General features: G+C 63.4%; 13 protein-coding genes and 1 pseudogene. 6 read left to right on the top strand and 8 right to left on the bottom strand.

Translation table 11 applies throughout. The annotated features are described in order from the left end of the window. Positions 1–15 precede the first annotated feature (15 nt). Entirely contained in the window at positions 16–1,203 is a 1,188-nt protein-coding gene (locus ACF8EF_RS08730) for an MFS transporter (protein WP_392461687.1), read from the bottom strand. 106 nt (positions 1,204–1,309) lie between these two features. Here ACF8EF_RS08730 and ACF8EF_RS08725 point away from each other — a divergent pair, with 106 nt between their 5' ends. Then, positions 1,310–2,194, top strand: a complete 885-nt coding sequence (locus tag ACF8EF_RS08725; protein WP_209964315.1) for a LysR family transcriptional regulator — start codon at positions 1,310–1,312, stop codon at positions 2,192–2,194. A 39-nt stretch (positions 2,195–2,233) separates the two neighbouring features. On the opposite strand, the gene ACF8EF_RS08720 is transcribed toward ACF8EF_RS08725, so the two are convergent. Next, positions 2,234–2,983 carry a 3-oxoacyl-ACP reductase family protein gene (locus ACF8EF_RS08720; protein WP_176685638.1) on the bottom strand — a complete coding sequence of 250 codons (750 nt, stop codon included), beginning with the start codon at positions 2,981–2,983 and terminating at the stop codon, positions 2,234–2,236. Positions 2,984–3,101: 118 nt separating this feature from the next. Between ACF8EF_RS08720 and ACF8EF_RS08715 the strand changes: the two genes are divergently transcribed. Beyond that, entirely contained in the window at positions 3,102–4,040 is a 939-nt protein-coding gene (locus ACF8EF_RS08715) for a LysR family transcriptional regulator (protein WP_176685637.1), read from the top strand. Positions 4,041–4,154: 114 nt separating this feature from the next. On the opposite strand, the gene ACF8EF_RS08710 is transcribed toward ACF8EF_RS08715, so the two are convergent. Both ACF8EF_RS08710 and ACF8EF_RS08705 read right to left on the bottom strand, forming a co-directional pair. Further along, complete coding sequence (locus ACF8EF_RS08710) at positions 4,155–4,625, bottom strand: GreA/GreB family elongation factor (RefSeq protein WP_176685636.1); 471 nt, start codon at positions 4,623–4,625, stop codon at positions 4,155–4,157. 2 nt (positions 4,626–4,627) lie between these two features. Next, complete coding sequence (locus ACF8EF_RS08705) at positions 4,628–5,026, bottom strand: hypothetical protein (RefSeq protein WP_176685635.1); 399 nt, start codon at positions 5,024–5,026, stop codon at positions 4,628–4,630. A gap of 129 nt (positions 5,027–5,155) precedes the next feature. Between ACF8EF_RS08705 and earP the strand changes: the two genes are divergently transcribed. Both earP and efp read left to right on the top strand, forming a co-directional pair. Continuing rightward, the gene (earP, locus tag ACF8EF_RS08700; protein WP_392461686.1) at positions 5,156–6,289 is read left to right on the top strand and encodes an elongation factor P maturation arginine rhamnosyltransferase EarP; all 1,134 of its coding nucleotides are present in this window, start codon (positions 5,156–5,158) and stop codon (positions 6,287–6,289) included. Between the two features lie 48 nt (positions 6,290–6,337). Continuing rightward, positions 6,338–6,907 carry an elongation factor P gene (gene efp / locus ACF8EF_RS08695; RefSeq protein WP_003252871.1) on the top strand — a complete coding sequence of 190 codons (570 nt, stop codon included), beginning with the start codon at positions 6,338–6,340 and terminating at the stop codon, positions 6,905–6,907. Positions 6,908–7,131: 224 nt separating this feature from the next. Here the strand turns inward: efp and ACF8EF_RS08690 are convergent, their stop codons facing one another. The 3 genes from ACF8EF_RS08690 to ACF8EF_RS08680 form a co-directional block, all read right to left on the bottom strand. Then, positions 7,132–7,560 (bottom strand): organic hydroperoxide resistance protein, encoded by a 429-nt coding sequence (locus tag ACF8EF_RS08690; protein ID WP_176685633.1) that lies wholly within the window; start codon positions 7,558–7,560, stop codon positions 7,132–7,134. A gap of 140 nt (positions 7,561–7,700) precedes the next feature. Continuing rightward, positions 7,701–8,156, bottom strand: coding sequence for a MarR family winged helix-turn-helix transcriptional regulator (locus tag ACF8EF_RS08685; protein WP_392461684.1), 456 nt, complete (start codon positions 8,154–8,156; stop codon positions 7,701–7,703). Positions 8,157–8,214: 58 nt separating this feature from the next. After that, on the bottom strand, positions 8,215–9,168 hold the full coding sequence (locus tag ACF8EF_RS08680; protein ID WP_010952891.1) for a LysR family transcriptional regulator: 954 nt from the start codon (positions 9,166–9,168) through the stop codon (positions 8,215–8,217). A gap of 113 nt (positions 9,169–9,281) precedes the next feature. On the opposite strand from ACF8EF_RS08680, the pseudogene ACF8EF_RS08675 reads away from it, so the two are divergent. Continuing rightward, positions 9,282–10,035 (top strand): annotated as a pseudogene (locus ACF8EF_RS08675) (sulfite exporter TauE/SafE family protein). Between the two features lie 28 nt (positions 10,036–10,063). Here ACF8EF_RS08675 and ACF8EF_RS08670 read toward each other — a convergent pair. Continuing rightward, positions 10,064–10,915: a LysR substrate-binding domain-containing protein gene (locus ACF8EF_RS08670; protein ID WP_392529072.1), complete on the bottom strand. Its 852-nt coding sequence runs from the start codon at positions 10,913–10,915 to the stop codon at positions 10,064–10,066. Between the two features lie 96 nt (positions 10,916–11,011). On the opposite strand from ACF8EF_RS08670, the gene ACF8EF_RS08665 reads away from it, so the two are divergent. Next, the gene (locus tag ACF8EF_RS08665) at positions 11,012–11,230 is read left to right on the top strand and encodes a DUF1127 domain-containing protein (RefSeq protein ID WP_014591954.1); all 219 of its coding nucleotides are present in this window, start codon (positions 11,012–11,014) and stop codon (positions 11,228–11,230) included. The last annotated feature ends 97 nt before the right edge of the window (positions 11,231–11,327 follow it).

The following is an 11,327-nucleotide window of genomic DNA, read 5'->3' as shown; positions in this document are numbered from 1 at the left end:
TCCAGTGGTCATTTATCAGGCCAGCTGCAAGGTGTTCTTGCGCTTACGCTCGGCCAGGCCCCACACCAGCAATCCCAGCCCGCCAATCACCAGCCCGGCCACCACAATCCCCATCCAGCCCTGGCGCTGGAACAGCTGCGTGCCCAGCAACGACCCAAGCGCCCCGCCAATGAAGTAGCAGGTGATATAACCGGCATTCAGCCGCGTACGTGCCTCGGGCCGCAGGGCGATCACCGCGTTCTGGTTGCTCACATGCACCAGCTGTACCGCCAGGTCGAGCATCAGCACGCCCAGCAGCAAGGCGAGCAGCGACTGTTCGGCAAACCCCAGCGGCACCCACGACAGCAGCAACACCACCAGGCCCACGGTGGTGCCCAGCGACCCCTTGCCACGGTCCGCCAGGCGCCCGGCCCAGTTGGCCGACAACGCACCTGCCGCACCGGCCAGGCCGAACAGGCCGATCACTGCATCCGAATAGTGGTAGGGGCCTTTTGCCAACAGAAACGCCAGGGGTGTCCAGAACAGGGCGAACAGGCTGAATGCCAACAGACCGAGCAGCGAGCGCAGGCGCAGCACGGGCTCTTCGATGAACAGGCGGAACACGGAGCCGATCAGCGCCGGATACTTCAGCCCGGCGTGGCTGTGGTGCTGTGGCAGGCTGCGGTACAGCGCCACGGCGGTAAGTGCCATCAGCACGGCGGCCAGCACGTAGATACTGCGCCAGCCACCCAGCTCGGCCATGAAGCCGGCAGCAGTACGCGCCAGCAGGATGCCCAGCAGCAGGCCGCTCATCAGCGTGCCGACCGCGCGCCCACGCTGATGCGGCTCGCTCAGGGTTGCTGCCATCGGCACGAGGATCTGTGCCACCACCGAGAACAGCCCGGTCAGCGCCGTGCCGAGCAGCAGCCAGGGCAGGCTGGGTGCACAGGCGCTGATGACCAGGCCCAGGGTGGAGACAACGGTCATCACGGTAATCAACCGGCGCTGCTCGAACAGGTCGCCCAGCGGTGCCAGCAGCAACAGGCCGGCGCCATAGCTGAGCTGCGCGGCAATCACGATGCTGCCGGCGCTGGCGGTGCTCAGGCCAAACTGCTGGGCGATGCTGTGCAGCAGCGGTTGGGCGTAGTAGTTGCTGGCCACGGCCAGGCCTGTGGCGGTGGCCATCAGCAGGATCAAGGCGCGGCTGAGAGTGGGGGTGTGCATACAATTCTCGTGGGGGCAGTCGTGTGTGGTGATGATTATCAGCAAGTGCCAGGCATGACACCAATGTATAGTTTTCAACCTATTCATCTTGAAAGCAGATAGATCGATGAACCTCAAGCAGCTCGAATATGCCCTTGCCGTGGCCGACACCGGCAGTTTTACCCGCGCGGCGGAGCGCTGCCATGTGGTGCAGTCGGCGCTTAGCCATCAGGTGGCGCGGCTGGAGGCGCAGTTGGGGGTGAGCCTGTTCGAGCGTAGTTCGCGACGGGTGCGCCTGACACCTGCAGGGGAGGCCTTTGTGCTCAGTGCACGGCCAGCGGTGGAGGCGGCCCGGCGCATTGCCGATGATGTGGCGGCGGCCTGTGGCCAGGTACGCGGGCGGCTGGCGATTGGTGAAATCAGCTCGCTCACCGCGCTGGACCTGGTCGACCTGTTGGCGGTGTTCCACGGTCTTTATCCGGATGTGGATGTACGCTGGCTCACGGCCAAGAGCGAATCGCTGATCGCTGATGTGCTCGAGCGGCGCCTGGACGTGGGTTTTATCGGGCTGTGGCAGGGCGAGGTGGTGCAGGGGGTGCAGCATCGCTTGCTGGCCAGGGAAGAACTGGCCGCTGTGTTGCCGTTGGGGCACCGCTTGGCGGGCAGGGCACAACTGGCGCTGGCTGACCTGGCAGGCGAGGTGTTGGTGGATTTCCCCGAAGGCACTGGGGCGCGACGACAGACCGACGAGGCGTTTCAGGCGGTGGGGTTGCAGCGCAGGGTGCAGTTCGAGATCGGGCATGTTCGTCTGGTGGAGAAATTCGTGCAGCGGGGCATGGCCGTCGGCCTGGTGCCCGAGCGGGTGGCTCAGGGCATCGAAGGGGTGGCCGTGGCGCGGTTGGTGGATGCGCCGGTACGGCACTTGTATGCGGTGTGGTCGTCCAGCCCCACACCGGCTGCCCGGGCTTTTCTGGACGTGATGGAACAAGGCCTGGGGGCAAGGAAAGGCTAAGCCTGTGCCGGCCTTTTCGCGGCACAGGCAACCTTTCAATCAGGCTGCAAACCCACCGTCCACCGTCAGGCTGGCACCGGTGATATACCCGGCTTCAGGCCCCGCCAGGTAAGCGACAAAGCTGGCAATCTCCTCCGGCTCGCCGTACCGCCCAACGGCCATCAGCGGAATCAGGCTCTCGGCGAACTCGCCACTGGCCGGGTTCATGTCGGTGTCCACTGGCCCGGGCTGCACGTTGTTCACGGTAATGCCTTGCGGCCCGAGGTCGCGTGCCATGCCGCGGGTCAGGCCGACCAGTGCCGACTTGCTCATGGCGTACGGTGCACCGCCGGCAAACGGCATGCGCTCAGCGTTGGTGCTGCCAATGTTGATGATGCGACCCCCTTGGTCCATATAGCGTGCCGCGGCCTGGCTGGCGACGAATACGCTGCGTACGTTCACGGCCAGCATGTGATCGAAGTCGGCCAGGTCGAACTCTGTCACCGGGGCCACTGCCAGCACACCGGCGTTATTGACCAGGATATCCAGCCGGCCCAAGGCCTTCACAGTGTCATCCACTGCCAACTGCACAGCTGCCGCATCAGCGCTGTCAGCCCGCAGGGCCAAGGCTTTGCCGCCGTTCTCGGTAATTTCCCGAGCCAGTTCTTCAGCCGGGCCGGCAGAGCTGACATAGGTGAAGGCCACTTGCGCGCCTTCGCGGGCCAGGCGCCGCACGATGGCTGCGCCAATGCCTCGGGAACCGCCCTGTACCAGGGCCACTTTGCCTTCGAGTGTAAGTTGCTTGGACATGCTGTTCTCCTGCTGGAAGCCAGGCCGAAATGCCTTGGATAGGCACAGTATCGGCGCACGATTACCTACTGATAAGATGGCAATCACTATCAGCAGAGTAAACCTTTGGTTGCTAATCATGGCCATGGAATCATTCAGCGCGTTGGAATGCTTCATCCGCAGTGCCGAGGTCGGCAGTTTTGCCGAAGCCGCCAGGCGCCTGAGCCTTACCCCGGCTGCCGTGGGCAAGCACGTTGCGCAGCTGGAAGCGCGCCTGGGTGTGCGGTTGTTCCAGCGTAGTACCCGCAAGCTGACCTTGACCGAAGCGGGGCAGCGTTTTCTCGGCGAGGTCAGTGACAGCTTTCGCACCATTCAGTACGCCGTGGCCAACCTGGCCAGTGCAGAAGGCCAGCCGGCCGGGTCGTTACGGGTGAGCATGGGCACGGTGTTCGGGCGCTTGTACGTGCTGCCGTTGCTGGGGGAATTCTTGCGCCGCTACCCGGCGATTACCCCGGATTGGCATTTCGACAACCGCCAGGTCGACCTGATCGGCCAGGGCTTCGATGCAGCGATTGGCGGTGGTTTCGAACTGCCGCCAGGGGTGGTGGCGCGCAAGCTGACCCCGGCGCACCGGGTGTTGGTGGCGGCGCCGGCCTATCTGCAGCGGCACGCGCCGATAGAAGACCCGCAAGTGCTGCAACGCCATGACGGCATCCTGGTCCGGTCACCGCAGACCGGGCGGGTGCGCTCGTGGCCGTTGACCAGCCGTTGGCAGGCGCAGCAGCCGCTGCAATTGCGCCAGGCGATGACCATGAGCGATTCGGACGCGGCGTGCGCAGTGGCCGAGCAGGGGCTGGGTATTGCCCTGGTGAGCCTGCCGTTTGCCGTGCCCTACTTGCTGGCCGGTCGGCTGCTGCGGGTGTTGCCGGACTGGTATGTGGACGATGGGTATATCAGCCTGTATTTCGCCGAGCACAAGCTGTTGCCGGGCAAGACCCGGGTGTTCGTCGATTTTGTGGTGGAGCAGTTTGCCGAGCAGGGGCTGGCGGGGCGTTTCGATGCCTTGCAGGCCCTTTAGAGAATTATTGCCTGCGCCGGCCCTTTCGCGGGCCCGCCCGTTCCCACAGGGACATCACAGCCCTGAAGACAGTGGGAACCTTGTGGGAGCGGGCGTGCCCGCGAAGAGGCCGGTTCAGACAACATCGACAATGAACGATACCTGCGCCCCCAGGCTCACCTCGTCATCCACCCGCTTGCCCAGCAACAGCTGCCCCAGCGGCGATCGTGGGGTAATCACCGTCACCAACCCGTCCCCCTCGCCAATCTTCAATCCCGCTGCCTCAGGCCCGAGAAACAGCCGGCGCTGCCCGCCGTCTTCATCTTCCAGGGTCACCAGGTTGCTTACCTGCACGCCGCGCCCCGGGTCATAATCACGCAGCAGCAACTGCTGGTAGATCACCAGCGCCTGGCGGATCTCGGCACTGCGGCGGGCCTGGCCGGTGGCCAGGTACGAGGCCTCCAGGCCCAGCGTGTCGTACTTGTTCTCGGCGATGTTCTCCTCGGCGGTGGCGGCCTCGTAGGCGGTTTGCGCCGCGCGGGTCAGCACGTCCAGATCATGTTCGAGGGTGGCGACAATCAGCGCCAGCAGGTGGGGCTTGTCCATGGTCAGTAACAGAACTCCAGCACGTTGGCCTGGCTTTTTTCGGTGGGCGCGGTACGGTTTTGCTGCAGCCAGAACTGGCACTTGGGGCTGTTGAGGTTGCGCGGGTTGCCCTGTGCGGCATCGGCGGCCTGTTGCAGCGCCTGTTTGTGCAGGATGTCCTTGTAGCGTTCGAACATCTCGGCCTGGGCATCCTGGGCTGGGGCCGGTGCAGGCGTTGCAACGGGGCGGTCTGCATGCGGGGCTACAACCTGGGCCAGGGGTTGCACCTGCTGGGGCCACAACTGTTGTGCCAGCCACAGGCTCGCGGCAATGGCCATGGCGCCTAGCCACAGGCCCAAGGCAACGCACATGATCAACGGCAACGGCTTGAGGGTGATCTTCAGTTCACGGTGGCGTGGCATGGCAGCCTCCTGGCAGCGTGGTAGGGGGGCATTGTCGCATGCGCTTGGGCATTTTTCTGCGCAGGTGCTTTTGTCAGCGCCAAATTATGCGCAGAATTCGCGGTTTTTGCACCAGCACGGGAGGGGCGCATGAAAGCCACCTGGGACATCTTCTGCAGCGTCGTCGACAACTACGGCGATATCGGCGTGACCTGGCGCCTGGCCCGGCAGTTGGTGGCCGAGCACGGCCTGGCGGTGCGCCTGTGGGTGGATGACCTCAACGCTTTCACGCCCATGTGCCCTGGCGCCGACGCCACGGCTGCGCAACAGTGGCAGCACGGCGTGGATGTGCGCCACTGGCCGGCAGCGTGGTTGCCGGTGGCGCCGGCCGATGTGGTGATCGGCGCGTTTGCCTGCCAGTTGCCGGCGGCGTATGTCGAGGCCATGCGTGCCCGTCCGCAGCCGCCGCTCTGGCTCAACCTCGAATACCTGAGTGCCGAGGACTGGGTGGAGGGTTGCCATGGGTTGCCTTCGCCGCAGCCCAACGGTTTGCGCAAGGTATTCTTTTTCCCGGGCTTTACCGACAAAACGGGCGGTTTGCTGCGCGAAGGTTCACTGCTGGCCCGGCGTGATGCGTTCCAGCAGTCGGCGGAGGCGCGCCGTGCCTTTTTGCAGGGGCTTGGTGTAGACCCTGTGCCGGGTGCGCTGCTGATCTCGCTGTTCGCCTATGAAAACCCACAGCTGGGCAACTGGCTTGATGCCTTGGCCACGGCTGACCAGGCCTGCCACCTGTTGGTCCCGCAGGGGCGCATCGTCGCGGGGCTCAGCCAGTGGCTGGGCGAGGGGCCGCTGCACGTGGGTGATGTGCGCACGCGTGGGGCGCTGACCGTTCAGGTGCTGCCTTTCGTCAGCCAGGACGACTTCGACCGGCTGCTATGGAGCTGCGATTTCAATGCCGTGCGTGGCGAAGACTCGTTCGTGCGTGCGCAGTGGGCGGGGCAGCCGATGCTGTGGCACATCTATGTGCAGGACGAGAATGCCCATTGGGAAAAACTCGAAGCGTTCCTCGCGCATTATCGCTGCGGCCTGTCAGACGATGCCGATGCAGCCCTGTTGGGCCTGTGGCGTGCATGGAACATGGATTTCGACATGGGCCAGGCCTGGCGGGCGGCCCGCCAGCATTGGCCGGAACTGCAGCAGCATGCCCGCCTTTGGGGGGCGCGACAGGCCGCTCAGCCGGACCTTGCCGAAGCGCTAGTACACTTTTACCGAAATTCGCTATGATACGCGGCCTCGATTTTTATAAATCCATCCAGATTCGGATACTTCGTAATGAAAACTGGTAAAGAACTGAAACCCGGTACCGTACTGCGGATCGACAACGACCCGTGGCTGGTTCAAAAAGCTGAGTTCACCAAGTCGGGCCGTAACAGCGCGATCATGAAGACCAAGCTGAAGAACCTGCTGACCGGCTACAAGACCGAAACCGTGTACGGTGCGGACGACAAGCTGGACGACGTGATCCTGGATCGCAAAGAAGCGACCCTGTCGTTCATCAATGGTGACGAGTACACCTTCATGGACACCACCGACTACACCATGTACGAGCTGAACGCCGAAGACATCGAAGCCGTTCTGCCGTACATCGAAGAAGGCATGGAAGACGTCTGCGAAGCCGTGTTCTTCGAAGGCCGTCTGGTGTCGGTTGAGCTGCCGACCACCATCAGCCGTAAAGTTGTCTACACCGAGAACGCTGCTCGCGGTGACACCTCCGGCAAAGTCATGAAGCCTGCCAAGCTGGCGAACGGTACCGAGATCTCGGTTGCCGACTTCATCCAGATCGACGAGTGGATCGACATCGACACTCGCGACAACAGCTTCAAAGGCCGTTCCAAGAAGTAATGCTTCTTGCGAGACGCAAAAAACCCGGCGCAAGCCGGGTTTTTTTATGCCTGTGTGCTCGTGCTTTTGTGGGTGCAACTGTCGTGCTCAATTTCTAAAAGCTGGCGCAGATCCGTGTGGGAGCGGGCTTGCCCGCGAACACGGGCGAAGCCCGTGCCATCCACCGCGGTGTATTCTTCGCGGGTAAACCCGCTCCCACAGGGGATCGCGCAAGCCTTTGCGCCTTAGACGGTTACGTGCAGGCGCACATCCACATTACCGCGGGTGGCATTGGAGTACGGGCACACCTGGTGCGCCTTTTCCACCAGCCCTTCGGCATCGGCCTGGGCCAGGCCCGGCAGGTTGATGTGCAGGTCGATGTCCAGGCCGAAACCGCCCGGGATCTGGCCGATGCCCACCTTGGCGGTGATCGAGGTATCTGCCGGCAGGGCTTTCTTCTCTTGCCCGGCCACGAATTTCAAGGCGCCGATGAAACAGGCCGAGTAACCGGCGGCGAACATCTGCTCGGGGTTGGTGCCGTCACCGCCCGCGCCGCCCAGTTCCTTGGGGGTGCTCAGGCTGACTGCCAGCTTGCCGTCGCTGGAGCGGGATTTGCCGTCGCGCCCACCGGTGGAGGTTGCTTCTGCGATGTACAGCGGAGTGACCTTTTGCATCTTGAGCCTCGCTAATGTGCTGTGCACTCCCGTTTGCAGGAGGGCGGGGGTTGGTGTGGAATTTAAATTAGCGCGCAATTAGTTAGTGCGCAAGATAAATAATCGCCGTTCATCGGAACGGCCATTTCACAGCATAGCGTTCAGAGGTTTTTTTGCAGGTTGTCGCGCAGGATCAGCAGGTCGGCTTGCAGTTGCTGCAGCTGCTCCAGGCTGCGCCCGCTGGCCTTGAGAATGCATTGCGGCACCTCTTTGGCCTGCTGTTGCAGGGCGCGGCCCTTGTCGGTCAGTTGCACCATCACTACCCGTTCATCTTCGCGGCTGCGGTTACGCTGCAACAGGCCTTCGCTTTCCAGGCGCTTGAGCAGCGGGGTCAGCGAGCCTGGGTCGGTCAGCAGGTGCTGGCTGATTTCGCCCACCGTCAGGCCGTCATGCTCCCAGAGCACGAGCATGGCGAGGTATTGCGGGTAAGTCAGGCCCAGCGCCTGCAGCAGCGGCTTGTAGACCTTGGTCATCAGCAACGAGGTGGAGTGCAGGGCGAAACAGACCTGGTTGTCCAGCAGCAGCTCGTCACAGGAGGCTTGGGTGTCGGCGTTCATGCAGGTCCTTGAAAGTGATCAATGGAAAATTCTGGCACGCTGATCATCAGTGCGCGAGTTAATCGCGCAGTTCACTGCGCAAGGCCAGGTCCCAGGGTGGAATCGGGCTGAAGCGGCTCTTGAGGAATTCGAGCAGCAAACGGCTGCGAGAGTTCGTTTCATGTGCCAGGCGTAGCGCGTAAATGCCGCTGGTCTCGGCTTCAGGCAAGCCGCCGTCGCAGAACAACGGGATCAGCTCGCCGCGCAGCAGGTATTCACTGATCAGCCAGGTGGGAAGGTGGGCTATCCCCAGGCCGGCGAGGGCGCCGAACAGCAGGGTTTCGGCATTGTTGGCGGCCATGCGCATGCGCGCGGGTCGGTACAGGCGGGTTTGCCCGGCCACACTGAAGCGCCAGGCGAACGGCGGCGCCAGGCCATCCCAGTCGAGCCCGTCATGCCCGGGCAGTTCGCTGGGGCAGGTGGGGATGCCGCGGCTGGCCAGGTAGGCGGGGCTGGCGCAGGCGATGCGCACCATGTAGGCGAGCGGCGTGGCGACCAGGCGGGTGTCGGCCAAAGGGCCGGCGCGCAGCACCAGGTCGACCTCGCCCAGGTGGCTGCCCTGCAGGTCGACGAAACTGTCGATCAACCGCAGTTGCACGTCCAGGCCCGGGTAGGCCACCAGGAAGTCGGCAATGGCCGGGGCCAGGTGGCGGCGGCCAAACGCGGCAGGTGCGTCGATGCGGATCAGGCCTTCCGGGGCATTGCTCAGTGACACCGCTTCGGCCCGGGCCAGGCGCAACTCCTCGATGATGCGCCTGGCCCGCTCGGCAAAGGCGTTGCCTGCAGGCGTGGCCCGCACTGCGTGGGTGCTGCGGGTGAACAGGCGGCTGCCGACGGCGCTTTCCAGGTTGTCGATGCGCCGTGCTACCGCAGACGGGGTCAGCGGGTGGCGACGGGCGGCGGCAGAAAAACTGCCGGTTTCCAGCACATCGAGGAACAGGCTCAATTGGTCGGTCAGGGTATCGGGGCTCATGGTTGCCTTGCTTTTGCGAAAAGCGCACAGCCATTGTGCGCTGCTGTGCGTTTCCCCGCTAGCGCGCAATCGTTAGCATGCTCGCATTATGGGTAAAGGCGGAGGAGGCCCTGATGATCGAGTGGTTGTTGTATATCGTGCTGGGCGCTGCCCTGGGCACCATGGGGGGCTTGTTCGGCATTGGTGGCGGGCTGATTGCGATTCCGGCGCTGGGCGTGTTGTTCGGCCTGGACCAGCAGTTGGCGCAGGGGACCGCGTTGGTGATGGTGGTGCCGAACGTGTTGCTGGCGCTGTGGCGGTATCACCAGCGCAACCGCATCGCGTTGCGCCATGCGTTGCCGCTGTCGGCGTGCAGCTTTCTGTTTGCCTGGCTGGGGTCGATCTGGGCGGTGGGGCTTGATGCGCATTCCATGCGCCTGGGTTTTGTCGGCTTTCTGGTGGTGCTGGCGGTGTGGAACGTGGTGCGGATGTTCATGAAGGTGTCGCCGCCGAGTGCCGAGCTGCGTCATGCCTGGCCGTGGCTGGGTGTGCTGGGCAGCTTTGCCGGCACAATGGGCGGCTTGTTCGGGGTGGGTGGGTGGGGCCGTAGTGGCCACGCCGGTCCTGACCAGTGTGTTCGGCGCTACCCAGGTGGTGGCGCAGGGGTTGTCACTGGCGCTGGCGGCGCCGAGTACCGTAGTCACGCTGGTGACCTATGGCGTGCACCATAGCGTTGACTGGGGGGTGGGGATTCCGTTGGCGGTGGGGGGCTTGCTCAGCATCAGTTGGGGCGTGAAGCTGGCCCACGCGTTGCCGGAGAAGGCATTGCGGGCGATGTTCTGTGTGTTTCTGGTGGTCTGTGCGGTGATGCTGGGGTTTGAGCTGTGAGATTTTTGGGCCGCTTTGCGGCCCCAGATTACTTGAAACCCTCAACGATGTAGTCGGCCATGCAGTCGGTAATGGGCGAGGGGGTCTGGGTACTGCGCACCAGCATTACATTGGCCATCGGTAATTGCGGCAGCCCTTCGCTCTCACCCAGTACGCGGATGTTGCCCCCGATCAGGCTCTGCAACTGCGCGGTCACTGCCAGCCCGGCGGTGACGATGGCAAAGATCGCCGCCAGGCTTGGGCTGGTGTAGGCAATACGGTAATCGATGCCCTGTGCCTCCAGCGCATTGCAGGTCCAGGCGCGACAGAAGCAGTCGGTGTTGAACAGCGCCACCGGCATCGGCCGTTGTTCGTGCGGGCAAAAGCCTTCTGCCGCGGCCCACACCAGGCGTTCCTGGCGCAGCAACTGGCCAATCTCGTTGCCGGGCTCGCGGGTGACGATGGTCAGGTCCAGATCCTGGCGCAGCATCAGCTGCTTGGACGAGTCGCAATGCACTTCCACCTGCACCAGCGGGTAGGCCTGGGCAAAGCTCGACAGGATGGTCGGGAGGAAGCGCATGGCGTAGTCGTCCGGTGTGCCGATGCGCACCAGTCCAACCATGTGCGGCATGCGCAGGGTGTTGAACACTTCGCCATGTAACTTGAGAATGCGCCGGGCATACCCCAGCAGGACCTGGCCTTCGGCGGTCAGCCGCAACTGACGGCCATCACGTTCGAAGAGCTGGCGCTGCAGAACGTCTTCTTCCAGGCGTTTCATCTGCATGCTGACGGCTGACTGGGTGCGGTTGACCACTTCGCCTGCACGGGTAAAGCCGCCTTGCTCGGCAATGGCGACGAAGGTGCGCAGGACGTCCGCGTCGAGGCTCTGGTACTGGGACATTGCATCAATCTCCGAGATGCATCGCATCAGAAACATTCGTTGGATTGATCTTATGCCTGGCGTGAGACTGAAGCCATCAACACGGAGGGCTTCACGATGAAAGGTCATGTCAGCAGCATCCAGCAACCTGCCTTTTCCCTGAGCTACCTGTGGCATGCTGCCCTGCAGCGTCCGGCGCGTTGGCTGGAGTTGTACCGTCAGCGTCAGGAGCTGGCCAGCCTCAGTGATGCAACTTTGCGCGACTTGGGGTTGAGTCGGGCGGATATCCAGCAAGAGGCCGAGCGGCATTTCTGGGATGATCCACTGAGGAAGTGATGCCAGGCGTGGCAGTCGCTTCTGCTTCTGCTCCTGCTTTGGCTTTTGCTTCTAAGCGCGCGGTAGTTCAGGCGACGCAGATTGCGACTTCAGGAGG

It is taken from the genome of Pseudomonas sp. zjy_15 (assembly GCF_043101865.1).
GTDB lineage: Bacteria > Pseudomonadota > Gammaproteobacteria > Pseudomonadales > Pseudomonadaceae > Aquipseudomonas > Aquipseudomonas putida_Y.
The sequence above is the reverse complement of the archived record's forward strand: the minus strand, read 5'-3'. Positions and strand labels throughout refer to the sequence as shown.

What these genes read in the sequence shown, in the direction of transcription:
- ACF8EF_RS08730 (WP_392461687.1), bottom strand. Translation starts at nt 1,203, where the DNA reads ATGCACACCCCCACTCTCAGCCGCGCCTTGATCCTGCTGATGGCCACC.
- ACF8EF_RS08725 (WP_209964315.1), top strand. Translation starts at nt 1,310, where the DNA reads ATGAACCTCAAGCAGCTCGAATATGCCCTTGCCGTGGCCGACACCGGC.
- ACF8EF_RS08720 (WP_176685638.1), bottom strand. Translation starts at nt 2,983, where the DNA reads ATGTCCAAGCAACTTACACTCGAAGGCAAAGTGGCCCTGGTACAGGGC.
- ACF8EF_RS08715 (WP_176685637.1), top strand. Translation starts at nt 3,102, where the DNA reads ATGGCCATGGAATCATTCAGCGCGTTGGAATGCTTCATCCGCAGTGCC.
- ACF8EF_RS08710 (WP_176685636.1), bottom strand. Translation starts at nt 4,625, where the DNA reads ATGGACAAGCCCCACCTGCTGGCGCTGATTGTCGCCACCCTCGAACAT.
- ACF8EF_RS08705 (WP_176685635.1), bottom strand. Translation starts at nt 5,026, where the DNA reads ATGCCACGCCACCGTGAACTGAAGATCACCCTCAAGCCGTTGCCGTTG.
- earP (WP_392461686.1), top strand. Translation starts at nt 5,156, where the DNA reads ATGAAAGCCACCTGGGACATCTTCTGCAGCGTCGTCGACAACTACGGC.
- efp (WP_003252871.1), top strand. Translation starts at nt 6,338, where the DNA reads ATGAAAACTGGTAAAGAACTGAAACCCGGTACCGTACTGCGGATCGAC.
- ACF8EF_RS08690 (WP_176685633.1), bottom strand. Translation starts at nt 7,560, where the DNA reads ATGCAAAAGGTCACTCCGCTGTACATCGCAGAAGCAACCTCCACCGGT.
- ACF8EF_RS08685 (WP_392461684.1), bottom strand. Translation starts at nt 8,156, where the DNA reads ATGAACGCCGACACCCAAGCCTCCTGTGACGAGCTGCTGCTGGACAAC.
- ACF8EF_RS08680 (WP_010952891.1), bottom strand. Translation starts at nt 9,168, where the DNA reads ATGAGCCCCGATACCCTGACCGACCAATTGAGCCTGTTCCTCGATGTG.
- ACF8EF_RS08670 (WP_392529072.1), bottom strand. Translation starts at nt 10,915, where the DNA reads ATGTCCCAGTACCAGAGCCTCGACGCGGACGTCCTGCGCACCTTCGTC.
- ACF8EF_RS08665 (WP_014591954.1), top strand. Translation starts at nt 11,012, where the DNA reads ATGAAAGGTCATGTCAGCAGCATCCAGCAACCTGCCTTTTCCCTGAGC.